The organism is Bifidobacterium adolescentis ATCC 15703, assembly GCF_000010425.1.
GTDB lineage: Bacteria > Actinomycetota > Actinomycetes > Actinomycetales > Bifidobacteriaceae > Bifidobacterium > Bifidobacterium adolescentis.
Window position 1 is genome coordinate 433,988 of record NC_008618.1, and the last position, 15,035, is coordinate 449,022.

Annotated in this window: 15 protein-coding genes and 1 tRNA gene; 14 read left to right on the forward strand and 2 right to left on the reverse strand. The window is 61.0% G+C overall.

Going from position 1 to position 15,035, the window contains the following annotated elements; translation table 11 throughout:
* The first annotated feature begins 39 nt into the window (after positions 1–39).
* The 10 genes from BAD_RS01820 (at position 40) to BAD_RS01865 (ending at position 8,024) form a co-directional block, all read left to right on the forward strand.
* On the forward strand, positions 40–600 hold the full coding sequence (locus BAD_RS01820) for an adenylate kinase (protein ID WP_003808063.1): 561 nt from the start codon (positions 40–42) through the stop codon (positions 598–600).
* A 147-nt stretch (positions 601–747) separates the two neighbouring features.
* Positions 748–966: a translation initiation factor IF-1 gene (gene infA, locus BAD_RS01825; protein ID WP_003808114.1), complete on the forward strand. Its 219-nt coding sequence runs from the start codon at positions 748–750 to the stop codon at positions 964–966.
* A 23-nt stretch (positions 967–989) separates the two neighbouring features.
* The gene (gene rpmJ / locus BAD_RS01830) at positions 990–1,103 is read left to right on the forward strand and encodes a 50S ribosomal protein L36 (protein WP_003808136.1); all 114 of its coding nucleotides are present in this window, start codon (positions 990–992) and stop codon (positions 1,101–1,103) included.
* A gap of 136 nt (positions 1,104–1,239) precedes the next feature.
* Entirely contained in the window at positions 1,240–1,617 is a 378-nt protein-coding gene (rpsM, locus tag BAD_RS01835; RefSeq protein WP_003808138.1) for a 30S ribosomal protein S13, read from the forward strand.
* Between the two features lie 84 nt (positions 1,618–1,701).
* Complete coding sequence (gene rpsK, locus BAD_RS01840; RefSeq protein ID WP_003808141.1) at positions 1,702–2,100, forward strand: 30S ribosomal protein S11; 399 nt, start codon at positions 1,702–1,704, stop codon at positions 2,098–2,100.
* Between the two features lie 80 nt (positions 2,101–2,180).
* Positions 2,181–3,179, forward strand: a complete 999-nt coding sequence (locus BAD_RS01845; RefSeq protein ID WP_021913098.1) for a DNA-directed RNA polymerase subunit alpha — start codon at positions 2,181–2,183, stop codon at positions 3,177–3,179.
* A gap of 88 nt (positions 3,180–3,267) precedes the next feature.
* On the forward strand, positions 3,268–3,735 hold the full coding sequence (gene rplQ / locus BAD_RS01850; protein WP_011742830.1) for a 50S ribosomal protein L17: 468 nt from the start codon (positions 3,268–3,270) through the stop codon (positions 3,733–3,735).
* A 106-nt stretch (positions 3,736–3,841) separates the two neighbouring features.
* Entirely contained in the window at positions 3,842–4,762 is a 921-nt protein-coding gene (gene truA / locus BAD_RS01855; protein WP_011742831.1) for a tRNA pseudouridine(38-40) synthase TruA, read from the forward strand.
* 176 nt (positions 4,763–4,938) lie between these two features.
* Positions 4,939–7,119 carry a circularly permuted type 2 ATP-grasp protein gene (locus BAD_RS01860; protein ID WP_011742832.1) on the forward strand — a complete coding sequence of 727 codons (2,181 nt, stop codon included), beginning with the start codon at positions 4,939–4,941 and terminating at the stop codon, positions 7,117–7,119.
* A 104-nt stretch (positions 7,120–7,223) separates the two neighbouring features.
* The gene (locus BAD_RS01865) at positions 7,224–8,024 is read left to right on the forward strand and encodes a transglutaminase family protein (RefSeq protein WP_011742833.1); all 801 of its coding nucleotides are present in this window, start codon (positions 7,224–7,226) and stop codon (positions 8,022–8,024) included.
* Positions 8,025–8,123: 99 nt separating this feature from the next.
* On the opposite strand, the gene BAD_RS01870 is transcribed toward BAD_RS01865, so the two are convergent.
* Positions 8,124–8,209: transfer RNA gene (locus BAD_RS01870), tRNA-Ser, on the reverse strand.
* A gap of 120 nt (positions 8,210–8,329) precedes the next feature.
* Positions 8,330–9,109, reverse strand: coding sequence for a hypothetical protein (locus tag BAD_RS01875; protein WP_113736370.1), 780 nt, complete (start codon positions 9,107–9,109; stop codon positions 8,330–8,332).
* A gap of 182 nt (positions 9,110–9,291) precedes the next feature.
* Between BAD_RS01875 and nusA the strand changes: the two genes are divergently transcribed.
* From nusA to truB, 4 genes are all read left to right on the forward strand, one after another.
* Positions 9,292–10,344, forward strand: a complete 1,053-nt coding sequence (nusA, locus tag BAD_RS01880) for a transcription termination factor NusA (protein WP_003808157.1) — start codon at positions 9,292–9,294, stop codon at positions 10,342–10,344.
* 212 nt (positions 10,345–10,556) lie between these two features.
* Positions 10,557–13,352: a translation initiation factor IF-2 gene (gene infB, locus BAD_RS01885; protein ID WP_011742835.1), complete on the forward strand. Its 2,796-nt coding sequence runs from the start codon at positions 10,557–10,559 to the stop codon at positions 13,350–13,352.
* A 109-nt stretch (positions 13,353–13,461) separates the two neighbouring features.
* Positions 13,462–13,965, forward strand: coding sequence for a 30S ribosome-binding factor RbfA (rbfA, locus tag BAD_RS01890; RefSeq protein ID WP_003808161.1), 504 nt, complete (start codon positions 13,462–13,464; stop codon positions 13,963–13,965).
* Positions 13,949–15,019, forward strand: a complete 1,071-nt coding sequence (gene truB, locus BAD_RS01895) for a tRNA pseudouridine(55) synthase TruB (RefSeq protein ID WP_011742836.1) — start codon at positions 13,949–13,951, stop codon at positions 15,017–15,019. The genes rbfA and truB overlap by 17 nt, the downstream gene beginning before the upstream one ends.
* The last annotated feature ends 16 nt before the right edge of the window (positions 15,020–15,035 follow it).

The following is a 15,035-nucleotide window of genomic DNA, read 5'->3' on the forward strand; positions in this document are numbered from 1 at the left end:
ATCCCCGTTGAGGGGAATGAACGAAACGGAGAACAACACATGCGACTGCTGATCATGGGCCCGCAGGGCGTAGGCAAGGGCACCCAGGCCGCTCTGCTGAGCGAGCACTACGGAATCCCGGCGATCTCCACCGGCGATATCTTCCGCTACAACATCAAGAACAAGACCGAGCTTGGCGTCGAAGCGCTCAAGTACATCGACAAGGGCGAGCTTGTGCCGGACGAGCTGACCAACAAGATCGTCAAGGACCGTCTGGCCATGGACGACGCCAAGAACGGCTGGATTCTCGATGGCTATCCGCGCAACGCCTCCCAGGTCGAGGCTCTCGACGCCATCCTGGGCGAACTGGACACCCCGCTTGACGCGGTCGTCGCACTGGATGCAGATCACGACGTGCTCATGGAGCGTATGAAGAAGCGCGCCGAAATCGAAGGCCGCTCCGACGACACCCCTGAAGCCATCGCCAAGCGTCTTGACGTGTACGCCAAGGAGACCGCGCCGCTGCTGGACATCTACCAGAAGCGCGGCCTGCTCAAGACGTTCAATGGCGTCGGCGCCGTCGACGAGATCCAGGCCACCATCGTGGCGGAGCTTGGCTGAAGGAAAAACCAAGCAGAATAACATATTTCCAACGAAAGCGGGAATCGCGACACGCCGAACGTGTCTTGATTCCCGCTTTCGTGTATTCTTGCAAGTTGGTGTGTCTTCGGGCACGCATAGTAATCGCCAAGGAACGGAACGAGGCTCATGGCTAAAGACGGTGTGATTGAAGTCGAAGGACAGGTAGTGGAAGCACTGCCGAACGCGATGTTTCGTGTTGAACTCGAAAACAAGCATATCGTGCTCGCAACCATTTCGGGCAAGATGAGGAAGAACTACATCCGCATCCTGCCGCAGGATCGTGTTGTGCTGGAGATGAGCCCCTACGACCTGAACCGCGGCCGTATTACGTACCGTTACAAGTAAAGGTACACAAGCAAAGGAAAACCATGAAGGTCAGCCCTAGTGTGAAGAGGATCTGCGAGAACTGCCGCGTGATCCGTCGTCACGGCCGCGTCATGGTGATCTGCGTCAACCCGCGCCATAAGCAGCGTCAGGGCTGAGAGCAGATCCAGCGGCATAAACAGTACAGGCGCTGAGTCACAGCCCGTGAAAGCGGGATGAACCCCGGGTACGCAGGCCCGGGCCGGGAAACCGGACGACTCGGTGCAAGACCTGCGGAAAACAGAAGGAATCGCAATGGCACGTCTTGCCGGAGTCGACATCCCCAATGAGAAGCGCATCGAGATCGCCCTCACCTACATCTTTGGTGTTGGTCGTACTCGTGCCAAGGAAACGCTTGCCGCGACCGGTATCAATCCGGACATTCGCGTCAAGGATCTGACGGATGAGCAGCTGATTACGCTGCGTGATTACCTTGAGGGTAACTACAAGATCGAGGGTGATCTGCGTCGTGAAATCGATGCGGACATCCGCCGTAAGATCCAGATCAACTGCTACCAAGGCCAGCGTCACCGTAAGGGACTTCCTGTGCGCGGTCAGCGCACCAAGACCAATGCTCGTACCCGCAAGGGCCCGAAGCGCACGGTCGCCGGAAAGAAGAAGGCCACCAAGTAATCGGTGGCTGACAGTTCAAGCCACGAGGCGTAAGCCTCATCGTTTGAACATCAAAGCAAATTCGTTATTAGGAAACGAGGGTCAATGGCAGCTCAAAAGCAAGCCGCGCGCAAGCCGCGTCGCCGCGACCGCAAGTCGGTCCCGGTTGGGCAGGCGCACATCAAGTCCACTTTCAACAACACCATCATTTCGATCACCGACCCGTCCGGCGCAGTTGTGTCCTGGGCGTCCGGTGGCGATGTCGGCTTCAAGGGCTCCCGTAAGTCCACGCCGTACGCCGCTGGCATGGCCGCCGAATCCGCAGCCCGCAAGGCTATGGAGCACGGTCTCAAGAAGGTCGACGTGTTCGTGAAGGGCCCGGGTTCCGGTCGTGAAACCGCCATCCGTTCCCTGCAGTCCGCCGGACTCGAAGTCGGTTCCATCACCGACGTCACCCCGCAGGCACACAACGGCGTTCGTCCTCCGAAGCGCCGTCGCGTCTGAGCACTAGAAGAAATCATCAATCCAACGCCGCTTATGGCCGGTGAGTGCACCACCGGCCTGAAGCTGAAAGGATAACCACAGTGCTTATCGCACAGCGTCCGACACTTACCGAGGAATCTCTCAACCCTCAGCGTTCCCGCTTCACCATCGAGCCTCTTGAGCCTGGTTTCGGCTACACGCTTGGCAACTCGCTGCGCCGTACCCTCCTGAGCTCCATTCCGGGAGCGGCTGTGACTTCGGTGCGTATCTCCGGCGTCCCGCACGAGTTCACCACTCTGCCGGGTGTTGAAGAGGACGTTACCGAAATCCTGCTGAACATCAAGGGCATCGTGCTCACCAGCGAATACGATGAGCCGGTTGTCATGTATCTGCGCAAGAGCGGCAAGGGCGAGGCCACCGCGGGCGACATCACCCCGCCGGCCGGCGTCACCATCGCCAACCCGGACATGCATATCGCTACCCTCGCCGAGGATGGCGAACTCGAGATCGAGTTCACCGTCGAGCGTGGCCGCGGCTATGTGCCCGCCCAGATGAACAAGCAGGATAACGCCGAGATCGGCCGCATTCCGGTCGACTCGATCTACTCCCCGGTGCTCAAGGTGAGCTATCGTGTGGAAGCCACCCGCGTTGAACAGCGCACTGACTTCGACAAGCTCATCCTGGACGTGGAGACCAAGCCGGCTATCTCCCCGCGCGATGCAGTCGCATCCGCAGGCTCCACCCTGGTGGAACTCTTCGGTCTGTGCCGTGAGCTCAACACCCAGGCTGAGGGCGTCGAGGTTGGCCCTGCTCCTGTGGCAGAGGAAACCAACCCGGAGATGAACATCCCGATCGAGGACCTGAACCTCACCCAGCGCAGCTACAACTGCCTGAAGCGCGAGGGCATCCACACGATCGGCGAGCTGGTCGCCCACACCGAGCAGGATCTGCTCGATATCCGCAATTTCGGTATGAAGTCCATCGATGAAGTCAAGGAGAAGCTCCAGTCTCTGGGACTCGCCCTCAAGGCTTCCCCGCTGGGTAACTTCGATGCCAATAATCTCGAAGGTGGCACCTTCTTCTCGCCGGAAGACGAGTGATCCGCCACTTTTGACCTAACCGCTTCGTTGGATTCGGACGTTCGGGCAACTGCCCACCTGAATCCAACGGGGCTTTCAAGGAGAAACAATGCCTACACCAAAGAAGGGTCCGCGTCTGGCCTCCAGCCCGGCTCATGAGCGTCTTATGCTCGCGAACATGGCCACCAGCCTGTTCCAGAACGGCCGCATCACCACCACCCTGCCGAAGGCCAAGCGTCTTCGTCCGCTGGCCGAGCGCCTGATCACGCTCGCCAAGCGTGGTGATCTGCACAACCGTCGTCGCGTGATGCGCGTCATCCGCAACAAGTCCGTCGTACACAAGCTGTTCACCGAGATCGCCGAGCAGATGGAGCAGCGCGAAGGCGGCTACACCCGCATCGTCAAGATTGCTCCGCGTCGCGGCGATGCCGCTCCGGCAGCCATCATCGAGCTCGTCACCGAGCCGGTGAGCCCGAAGCAGGCCGTGGTGAAGGAAGCCGAAGCCGCAACCAAGGTTGCCGCTGCCGAGGCTCCGGAAGCCGCCGCTGAAGAGGCTACTGCTGAGAACGCCGAGTGAATCGCTCTTAGCTGATTGAAGGCCGGGAATCGCAAGGTTCCCGGCCTTTGCCATATCTGCTGCCAAGACTGTCGCGCCACATGCCTCACTATGCCAGCCATTTGCTATGCTCAATGCCGTGAGACTACGCATCGATTTGGCATATGACGGTACCGGCTTCTACGGATGGGCGAAACAGCCCGAAATACGTACGGTACAGGGCGAAATCGAACGCGTGCTGCATACCATTCTTCGCGTACCGGAAGGAGACCCGACCGAACCGCTGCGCCTTACCGTGGCCGGACGAACCGACACCGGCGTGCACGCCTCGCATCAGGTATGCCATCTGGACGTCAACGAGGACGTGCTCAAACGCTGCGTCGGCCACATGGACGTGCCGCCCGTCATCGCGCTTACCCGCAGACTTCAGCGCATGCTGCCGGCCGATATCGCAATCCGCGGCATCGCACCCGCTCCGGACGGTTTCGACGCGCGTTTCTCCGCGTTGGAACGTACCTACGTGTACCGAATCGCCGATAGGTCAAGCGAGGTGGACCCCCGTACCAGAAACTTCGTATTGCATATCGACGATGAACTTGACCTCAAATCCATGAACGAAGCCGCTGCGATGACGATCGGCCTGCACGATTTCGGCTCGTTCGCCACCCCAAATCCGGGCGGCACCACCATACGCGAGGTGAAGACCGCGTATTGGCGTCGCGTGCCGCAGCGGACGCTTATCGACGACGGCATGACGATGGGGGAGCGGTACCGTACGCCGACCGTGGAATCGGGCCTCGTCTGCTTCGTGATCGTCGCCGACGCGTTTGCACGCAATATGGTGCGCTCCCTCGTCAACGGCTGCGTGCAGGTCGGTATCGGCAAACGTTCCCTCGACTGGTTTGCAGGAAAAATGGCGGCTCCGCTGCGCGAAGGCTCCACAGGACCGATCGCGCCGCAAGGACTGACGCTGGAGCATATCGAATATCCGGCCGACGACCAGCTGGCGGTCCGCGCCGAAGCCATTCGCGCCAAGCGCACACTGTAGCTTTATTGCGATTGTCACAGCCAGGTTACGGGCGCTTGTCATGTCCATTGCCGAGACATTGTCGTAACAGACCGTTTCGTTTTCCGGAAACGCTGGTTCGTTAGGTTTTTCTTCCATCAAGGCACGATGCCTCAGATTGGCATGCGTTCGCATGGGGTGGAAGGGAGCGCGGAACGATGATTGAATCCGCCGCACGAAGGTTGGCTTCGGAACTGGTCGATCGTCGGGAGTCGATCAACCGGGAGCTGAGCCGTAATGGCGTACGGTTCGGCATCTACAAGAACGGCGAGTACCATGACCGGCTGTTTCCGTACGATCCGATTCCGCGCATCATCGAATCGGACGAATTCGACAGAATGGAAGCCGGACTGAAACAGCGCGTCAACGCGTTGAACGCCTACCTGCGCGACATCTACTCCGACAAGCAGGCCATCAAAGACGGCATCGTGCCGGAAGAATACGTGTACACGTCCGCGGGATACTTTCCGCAAGTCAACGGCGTGACACCTCCGGGCGGCGTGTTCGCGCACATCGCCGGCGAGGACCTGGTGCAGGGGCAGGACGGGCAATGGTGGGTGCTGGAAGACAATCTGCGCATTCCATCCGGTGCCAGCTATCTGCTGTTCGCCCGCGATATCGAACGCAGAATCACGCCCAGCCTGTTCCGCAACGTACGTGTGCGCGACAATCGCGATTATCCACGACTGCTGCGCCAATCCATGGATTTCGTCTCCACCGACGGCATAGCAGTGGTGCTCACCCCCGGCAGGTACAATTCCGCGTTCTTCGAACATGCATACCTGGCCGAGAAAACCGGCGCGGCGCTCGCGTTCCCCGAAGACCTCGAAGTCGTGGACAACAAAGTGTACTTCCTCGACTATGCCGGCAGGAAACACCGCGTCGGCGTGGTCTACCGCCGTCTGTCCGACGAATATCTCGACCCGTTCGCGTTCAACCCGGATTCCGTGATCGGCGTGCCGGGAATCCTGTCCGCCTACAGGTCGGGCAATGTGGCGATCGTCAACGCTCCGGGCAACGGCGCGGCCGACGACAAGGCCATCTACTATTTCGTGCCGAACATGATCCGCTATTATCTCGGCGAAGAGCCGATTCTGCACAATGCGCCGACCTACATGCCGATGTTCGACAAGGACCGCAAGGAGGTACTCGACCGGCTCGGCGAACTGGTCATCAAGGATGTGGCGGAAGCGGGCGGCTACGGCGTCGTGTTCGGCTCATCGCTCGACCGGTCGCAACGAGAGGAACTGGCCGAACGCATCAAGGCCGAACCGCGCCGGTTCATCGCGCAGGAGGTCATCCAATTCAAGGACATCGACGTGGTGGACCCCGAAACCGGACAGATGAGCTCACGTAAATGCGACCTGCGCGCCTTCGTGGTGACCGGCAAGAACACGCACGCATGGTATTCGGGACTGACACGCTACTCGTCCATACCGGGCCAGATGATCGTCAACTCATCACAGGGCGGCGGTTTCAAGGACACCTGGGTACTGGCCAAAGAGACCGGCGTGGAGCATGATTACGCACCCGGCTCGGAGGTCGTGCGCGTGCTGGAACAGTCCCGCAAGCACTCGCTGGCACTCGTCACCGCGTCGAAGGCCGACAACCTGTTCTGGCTCGGCCGCTACACGGAACGCGTATTCACCACGCTGAGCCAATTCTTCCCCTTCTACGACCGTGTGATGGACACGGATGTGGACGCGTTCCGACCGTTCGCCCGCGCGCTCGACCTGCCGGAGGATTTCGAGGATTTCGACGCGTTCATCCACAGCTTCCTGTACGACGAGAAGAATCCGGATTCCGTACGCAGCGCCATCGTCTACGCGTTCAACAACGCGGTGATTCTGCGCCCCGAACTTGGTTCTCGCTCGTTGCAGCAGGTGGAGTTGGCCATGAGCTCCATAGTGGAGGCATCCGAATACGGCGGCACGGACGCGGATATCTTCAAACACCGCGACATCGCGGACAACATGCTCGCCTTCTGGGGAGGTGTGGAGAATTCCCCCGTCGAACCGACTCTGAAATCGTTCATTTTCGTGGGCAAATATCTGGAACGTCTGGATCTGTACACACGATTCGGATATTCCGTGGAAGAGCTCAAGGCGCCGCTCGCCAAACTGGGCAGCTACATCCTGCCGTTGAACGGTCTGCCGGTACCGCAATGCTTCGCCGAAGGATTGCGCTGGCTGGTCGGCCAGCTGCCGCAGCGGGGATATGCGGAGCTTGCGGAAAAACTGGGGATGCTGCTGAAAGATTTCGATGGGCGCATCTCCACGAAGGATCTGAAGGATCTGGGCATGCTCAACACGATGGACATGGACGCCGCGCGACTGTGAAGAATACGTGCCACAGCCATCGCACGGTGCGTGTATAACGGCTAGAACAAGGCCCACGGCGTGGAAAACGCCGAAGGAACGACAATAATCGCTGAGGAGACGATGTGAAGAAACTGGTGTTTGACTATGAGATGAAGCTCTCATTCAGCTCGCCCGTGACCGACCATCGCTTCCAACTGCGCTGCATTCCAGCCACCGGCCCACGCCAGCAGGTGATCGACGTGGCAGTCAAAATCGAACCGGATGTGGAACTCGAAACCACCATCGATTCCTTCGATTCCGTGGTGATGACCGGATTCATTCCCGAACCGCACACCATGTTCAACTACTCGGTGACCGGCATCGCCTTCGTGGACAACGCGCATATCAAATCCGAAATCTACAAGCCGCTGTACCGCTTCAATTCGGCGTTGACAGTGCCGGGGCCGGCCATCGAAGCGTTGATCGGCATCTGCCATGAACGCATCGTGTCCCTGCCTGCCGACTGCACGCCGATCGACCAAGCCCGTGAGGTGATGGACGAGGTGTTCAAAACGTTCGTCTACACGCCGGCCTCCACCACCATCCGCACCACCGCCGAGGAAGCGTTCGCTCAACGCAAGGGCGTATGCCAGGATTACGCGCACGTCATGCTGTCCGTGTGCCGGCACGTCGGACTCACTGCCCGATACATCGCGGGATTGCTCGGCGGCGAGGGCGCCACGCACGCATGGGTCGAAATCTACCATGATGGACGTTGGGTCGGTTTGGACCCCACACACAACCGTATGGTCGACGACAACTACATCACCATCGCCCATGGCCGCGATTACCGCGACTGCATGCTCGACATCGGCATCTTCTCCGGCTGCGACGTCAAGCAGGACCAGTGGGTCAACGCTTCCGTGCACGAGCAGGGATACTGATTCCCCGACGTTTTCTCGATGCCGGATTCCGTATTTCGGCAGATGCAAAGCAGATAAACAAAAAGGCCGAAACGCCATTGTTTCAACCTTCATTGCATGCGGATAAGGCGAGATTCGAACTCGCGGAGGGGTTCGCCCTCACACGCTTTCGAGGCGTGCTCCTTAGACCGCTCGGACACTTATCCATTCGTCACCTGAAAACAAGCAACTTGATAATTGTGCCACAGTGGTGGCGATTGTCAAATCGGACTGGCTGCAACGGTGTGATTTCCGGCGTGTCTTGATTTGCGCCCGACTGTGCGTCCTTAGGCGAACAGCGCTTCGTCGAAGGAAGGATAGCCCCAATCAAGCGCCAATTCGACACGGTCCGCAATCAGACCGGCAAGCACGCCCAGGGATTGCGCTCGCGAATCCGTCGACTGTTTTGCATTGGTGACGCGTGACTGGGAATGATCGTTCGCGGCATTGGAGCTTCCGGCGATTGCCGTTATCTCGCTTCGCGCGCAGTTCATTTCGATGGTGGCGTCGGTCGGTGCCGTAAGGCCGGTGGCGGAATCGAGCATCGTGTCGGGGTGGGCGAGCAAGGCGGTGGCCTCGTACGTTTTCCTACGATCGTCAATGGCGCCCGAGAAGGATGCGAACCGTTGCGATGTGGTCTTATGACGATCGCTGATATCCAGCGTCGCATGGCCGCTGTTGCGGGCCGCCAGCACTTCCATGGCGAATCCGGCACGGTCTTCGTCCTGCGCGGCGGTGGCAAGGGACTTGGAATCGACGTCAAGCGATTCGACATCGTCAAAACGCGACAGCGTGATCGGCGCGACGGCCACCGACAGTTGATCGCCCAGTGCGCGAGCCATATGACGTGCCTGCGCGCTGCGCAACGTGCCTTCGGCAAAACGCGCCGGACATTGCGCCGCGGTGTTCGTCCATGCGGAGACCGCCTGCTGCGCCGAGAAATAGCGGCGGATGATGTGCTGATGCTGGTCGTGTGCGATCTTGTTATCGGCGGTGGCATCGAAATAGGCCTTCTCGCACGGGCTTTGCCGTTGTTCGGCTTCAGCCCTGCCTGCGATCCTGGGCATGGAGCATGCCGTCAGCGCCGGCATGAGGATAGCGGTGCAAAGCAATGCGCAGACGCGTTTCGCGATAAAAGAAACCGAGCGGAAAGAAGGGGTACGTGTCTGCATGAATCATTAGACTAATATCTGACTGTGACCATTGGGCCATGCGCTCGGAATAACTTCATATAGGAGGTCTTGGAAATATGGAACTGGACCTGGCAGGAATGCACCAGCTCGCCGCTGGGCAGGGAATTGATCCCGAGACGCTGGATGCCGCACTCTCGGAAGCATTGCGACTGGCATATCTGAAAACCCCTCACGCTGCGAAGCACGCTCGCGTCGAGCTTGATCCGCGTGCGGGAAGCTTCACCGTATGGGCCCAGGACGAGATTCCTGGCGAGCCGACTGAAGACGATCCCCATCCCGCGCCGACTCTGGGCGAGGAATACGACGACACTCCGCACGATTTCGGCCGACTGGCCGCTGCGACCGCTCGTCAGGTGATCAGCCAGCTGTTCCGCAAGGCCGAGGATGACAAGGTGTTCGGCGCGTTCTCCGGTCAGAAGGGCAAGCTCATCACCGGCATCGTGCAGCAGGACGTCAAGGACACATCCAACGTGCACGTGGCCGTCGGCGACGTCGAAGCCCTGCTGCCGCGCCGCGAGCAGGTGCCCGGCGAACGCTACCGTCACGGCGAACGTATCCGCGTGTACGTGGTGAACGTGGCCCGTGGTCTGAAGGGCCCGGAAATCGTGGTGTCCCGTTCCCATCCGGAGCTGGTCCGCCGCCTGTTCGAACGTGAGGTTCCGGAACTGGTTTCGGGAGCCGTGTCGATTATGGCCATCGCCCGCGAGGCGGGCGCCCGCACCAAGATCGCCGTCCGTGCCAACACCGAAGGCGTCAACCCGAAGGGCGCGCTGATCGGCCCCGGCGGAGCCCGAGTGCGCGCCGTCATGGAGAACCTCGGTCCTGAGAAAATCGATATCGTCGACTGGTCCGCGGATCCGGCGAAATTCGTCGCCGCGGCGCTGTCTCCGGCCGTCGCCACCGGTGTGCAGGTGATCAGCGAGAAGAACAAGACGGCCATCGCCTTCATCCACGATGACCAGCTGTCCCTGGCTATCGGCAAGGAAGGCCAGAACGCACGTCTTGCGGCCAAGCTGACCGGCTGGAAGATCGGCATCGAATCCGCTGAGGCGCATGCCAAGAAGATGGCCGAATCGGCGGACCATTCCGATGGGGAAACCGAGGAATAAACAACACTTCCGGTAGACAACAAGCCCGTGGACGTACAATCCACGGGCTTGAGTATGCTGGACTCGACAATCCAAAGCGTGACGGCCATGCTGTCATGCCCAGGGAAAAGACGAGGTATCACGAACATGGTTGCACGATGAGAAGGAACAAGCTCGCCGTGAATCAGTAGCGGTCGCGCCCGTATGCGCGCGGCCCAAGATAGGAGAATTGAGTGCCGAAAGCACGCGTATATGAACTTGCCAAGGAACTTGGCGTTGACAGCAAAACCGTTTTAAGCAAACTTGAGGCGATGGGCGAATTCGTGAAGTCCGCATCGTCTACCGTTGAACCTCCCGTTGCACGCAAGCTGAGGAACGCATTCGCGTCCAGCGGACAGGGCAACGCATCTGATTCCAAGAAGCCGGGCCATACGGCCAAGAAGCCTGCCGAACCGGCATCTCATTCCATGCCAAAGCCGGCCGCTCCGTCAGCACCGAAGCCGGCTGCCCCCGCAGCGCCGAAGCCGCGTCATGCCGCTTCCAAGTCCGATGCCCCGAAGCCGGGTCATCGCGCGCCGCGTCCAGGCGAATCCCGCCAGCATGGCAATCGTCCTAACGGCAACGCCCCGCGTCCGCAGGGTGGAGACCGCCGCCAGTCCGGTCGCCCGACGGCCGTTCCGGGAGCTCGCCCCCAGCATGGCAACGCCCCGCAGGGCGGCAACAACGCCAACGGCGCGAAGCCGCACACCCCGGGACCGCGCCCGGGCAACAATCCGTTCAGCCGCAAGCAGGGCATGCACACCCCGACTCCGGGTGATATTCCGCGTCCGCATCCGATGAACCGTCCGAGCGTCAACAATGGCGAAGGACGTCGTGGCGGCCGTCCGGGTCAGGGCGGCGGCCAGCGTGGCGGCTTCCGTGGTCGTCCGGGTCAGGGCGGCGCGAAGCCGGGCCAGTGGGGCCAGCATCGTCCGGGTCAGGGCGGCGGCCAGCGTCCCGCCGGCGGCGGCAATCGTTTCGGCGGCAATGGCGGCGGTTTCCAGGGCGGCAACAGCGCTCCGAGCAATGGTCCGGCACGTGGTGGCCGCGGCCGCGGCGGCGCTGCAGGCGCGTTCGGACGTCAGGGAGGCAAGTCCTCGAAGGCGCGTAAGAACCGTCTGGCGAAGCGTCAGGAATTCCAGGAGATGAAGGCTCCGGTCATCGGCGGCGTGCGCATTCCGACCGGCAACGGGCAGGAAGTCCGTCTGCGTCAGGGCGCGTCCCTCGCCGATCTGGCCGAGAAGATCAACGTCAATCCGGCGGCGCTGGTCACCGTGCTGTTCCACCTTGGTGAAATGGCCACGGCCACCCAGTCCCTGGATGAGGCCACGTTCCAGATCCTCGGCGAGGAAATCGGCTGGAACATCAAGATCGTGTCCGCCGAAGAGGAAGACAAGGAGCTGCTGCAGCAGTTCGACATCAACCTGGACGAAGAGGAACTGCAGGAGGACGGGGATCTGAAGCCGCGTCCGCCGGTCGTCACCGTCATGGGCCATGTCGACCACGGTAAGACCCGACTGCTCGACACCATCCGCCGCACCAACGTCATCGAAGGCGAAGCCGGCGGCATCACCCAGCGCATCGGCGCATACCAGGTGACCGTCAACCTTGAGGGCGAGCCGCGCAAGATCACGTTCCTCGATACCCCGGGCCACGAAGCCTTCACCGCAATGCGTGCCCGTGGCGCCGAACTCACCGACGTCGCGATCCTCGTGGTCGCCGCCGACGACGGCGTCATGCCGCAGACCGTGGAAGCCATCAACCACGCCCAGGCCGCGCATGTGCCGATCGTGGTGGCCGTCAACAAGATCGATAAGCCGGGCGCCAACCCGGACAAGGTCCGCGGCCAGCTCACCGAATACGGTCTGGTTCCGGAAGAATACGGCGGCAACACCATGTTCGTCGACATCTCCGCGAAGCAGGGCACCAACGTCGACAAGCTGCTCGAAGCGGTGCTGCTCACCGCCGACGCCGAGCTCGACCTGCGCGCCAACCCGGATATGGACGCCCGTGGCGCCACCGTCGAAGCCCGACTTGACAAGGGCCGTGGCGCCGTGGCTACCGTGCTGGTGCAGTCCGGTACCCTCCACATCGGCGATGCCATCGTTGCCGGCACCTCCTACGGTCGTGTCCGCGCCATGCTCGACGAGAACGGCAACCACATGCAGGAAGCCGGTCCGTCCACCCCGGTGCAGGTGCTGGGTCTGACCTCCGTGCCGACCGCAGGCGACCTGTTCCTGGTGGCCTCCGACGACCGTACCGCACGTCAGATCGCCGAGAAGCGTCAGGCCACCGAGCGTGCGGCCCAGCTGGCCAAGCGCCGCAAGGTCGTTTCCCTCGAAAGCCTCAAGGAGCAGTTCGCCAAGTCCGAGGTGGATATGCTCAACATCGTCATCAAGGGCGATTCCTCCGGTTCCGTCGAGGCTCTGGAAGATTCCTTGATGAAGATCGAGGTGTCCGACGAGGTCGGCATCCAGGTGATCCACCGCGGCGTCGGCGCCATCACCCAGAACGACGTCAACCTGGCCACCGTCGACAAGGCCGTCATCATCGGCTTCAACGTCCGTCCGAACCGCCAGGTGGCGGATCTGGCCGAACGCGAAGGTGTGGAGATCAAGTACTACTCGATCATCTACAAGGCCATCGAGGACATCGAAGCATCCCTCAAGGGCATGCTCAAGCCGGAATACGAAGAGGTCGTCACCTCCCACTCCGAGATCCGCGAGATCTTCCGCTCCTCCAAGTTCGGCAACATCGCCGGCGTCATGGTTCAGGACGGCGAGGTCAAGCGTGGTACGAAGTGCCGTATCCTGCGCAACGGCATCGCCACCGTCAACGACCTCGAGATCTCCTCGCTGCGTCGTTTCAAGGACGACGTCACCTCCGTCAAGGAAGGCTACGAGGCTGGCATCAACCTCGGCACCTTCAACGACATCGAGATCGGCGATATCATCGAGACCTTCGAAATGCAGGAAATCGAGCGTAAGTAGCCGAGTGCTTCGAGCTTCGCATCGATAACTAGGTAAGGAACGCCCACAGCCGGTTCACGACTGCGGGCGTTCCGTGATACAACAAGAACTTTTCACCAAAAGGACAGCAATGGCAGGAACCAATCCCCGCGCCGCGCGCATCGCGGCGTTGATTCAGCGTGTGATCGCATCGTCCATGGAGGCGCAGCTGCACGACAAGCGACTGGCCAACGTGACCATCACCGAAGTGCGCGTCACCAACGATCTGCAGATCGCGAAAGTCTACTGGACCCAGCTCGGCCACGAAGGACACGAGCAGGGCGAACGCCGCCGCGCGCAGCAGGCCCTGAACCAGGCCAAAGGACGCCTGCGTTCCCTGGTAGGCACCAAGGCCGGACTGCGACTCACCCCGCAACTGGAATTCATCTTCGACGAAGTGCCGGGCGAGGCCCATGAGATCGAGGACATCCTCGCGCTCGCACACAAGCGCGACGAAGAACTCGCCAAGTCCCGCGCCAACGCGCAATACGCCGGCGACGCCGATCCGTACAAGCACGACGAGCCCGATGATGACGACTTCGACGATGATGACGATGTCGAGGTCGAGGATTGGGACGATGACGACGAAGCCTGACAACTCCGGTCTGCTGGTCATCGACAAGCCGCAGGGCGTCACCAGCCACGATGTGGTCGCGGCGGTGCGTGGCGCCCTGCACATGAAACGCGTCGGCCATGCCGGCACGCTCGACCCGATGGCCACCGGCGTGCTGGTGGTCGGCTTCGGCAACGCCACACGTCTGCTCAACTACATCGTCGACCACGACAAAACCTACCTGGCCACCATCAGACTCGGCCAGCGCACCACCACGGACGACGCCGACGGCGAACTGCTGCCGGGGGAGGGAACTATCGCCGAATTCCCTTCACGACAGACCGTTGAAGACGTCATCGCCCATCATTTCACCGGGCGCATCGAGCAGGTGCCGAACTCCTATTCAGCCATCAAAATCAACGGCCAGCGCGCCTATGATCTGGCCCGAGAAGGCAAGGATGTGGACCTCAAGGCTCGTCCGGTGACCATCTCGGAATTCAGCGTTTCGGCAGTGCGATACGGCTATGCTTCGACCACATGCGCGGGATCACCGCTTGCCGATGCCATCGAAATCGCCCCGGAGGAATCCTGGCATGCCGAAACCGACGGGCAAAACGAACCGAACATGCAGCCAGTCATGGAACTCGACGTGACCGTGACCTGCTCGGCCGGCACCTACATCCGCGCACTCGGCCGCGATCTGGGCGCCGAACTCGGCCTCGGCGGCCATCTGACCATGCTGCGCCGCATCCGCGTCGGGCGTTTCTCGGTGAACATGCCAAACGTCATGACCGCCCATACGGAAGCCAAAACCTTCACCAACCGCGAAGGCATCGAAGTGACACGCAACCGTGCGGTGCTTGACGATGCCGAGCATGCCGTTGACCACGCACTCGACCTGGTCGCCAGCGCGGCCGCTTCCATGGACATGCTTCCCGTCACCGAACAGGAGGCGACGGACCTGCGGTTCGGCCGTAGAATCGCCCACGACATCCATACGACCATGGCCGCGTACGTTCCCGAAACCAACGATCTGGTGGCGATCGTGGAACGCGCCAAACGTGGCGAGACCAAGCCGGTCGCGGTCTTCAACTGAAACAATCAAGACCGGC

Bases quoted from the DNA above. Each gene is read 5' to 3' on its own strand.
- BAD_RS01820 (WP_003808063.1), top strand. From the start codon at position 40: ATGCGACTGCTGATCATGGGCCCGCAGGGCGTAGGCAAGGGCACCCAG.
- infA (WP_003808114.1), top strand. From the start codon at position 748: ATGGCTAAAGACGGTGTGATTGAAGTCGAAGGACAGGTAGTGGAAGCA.
- rpmJ (WP_003808136.1), top strand. From the start codon at position 990: ATGAAGGTCAGCCCTAGTGTGAAGAGGATCTGCGAGAACTGCCGCGTG.
- rpsM (WP_003808138.1), top strand. From the start codon at position 1,240: ATGGCACGTCTTGCCGGAGTCGACATCCCCAATGAGAAGCGCATCGAG.
- rpsK (WP_003808141.1), top strand. From the start codon at position 1,702: ATGGCAGCTCAAAAGCAAGCCGCGCGCAAGCCGCGTCGCCGCGACCGC.
- rplQ (WP_011742830.1), top strand. From the start codon at position 3,268: ATGCCTACACCAAAGAAGGGTCCGCGTCTGGCCTCCAGCCCGGCTCAT.
- truA (WP_011742831.1), top strand. From the start codon at position 3,842: ATGCTCAATGCCGTGAGACTACGCATCGATTTGGCATATGACGGTACC.
- BAD_RS01860 (WP_011742832.1), top strand. From the start codon at position 4,939: ATGATTGAATCCGCCGCACGAAGGTTGGCTTCGGAACTGGTCGATCGT.
- BAD_RS01875 (WP_113736370.1), bottom strand. From the start codon at position 9,109: ATGCCCAGGATCGCAGGCAGGGCTGAAGCCGAACAACGGCAAAGCCCG.
- nusA (WP_003808157.1), top strand. From the start codon at position 9,292: ATGGAACTGGACCTGGCAGGAATGCACCAGCTCGCCGCTGGGCAGGGA.
- rbfA (WP_003808161.1), top strand. From the start codon at position 13,462: ATGGCAGGAACCAATCCCCGCGCCGCGCGCATCGCGGCGTTGATTCAG.
- truB (WP_011742836.1), top strand. From the start codon at position 13,949: ATGACGACGAAGCCTGACAACTCCGGTCTGCTGGTCATCGACAAGCCG.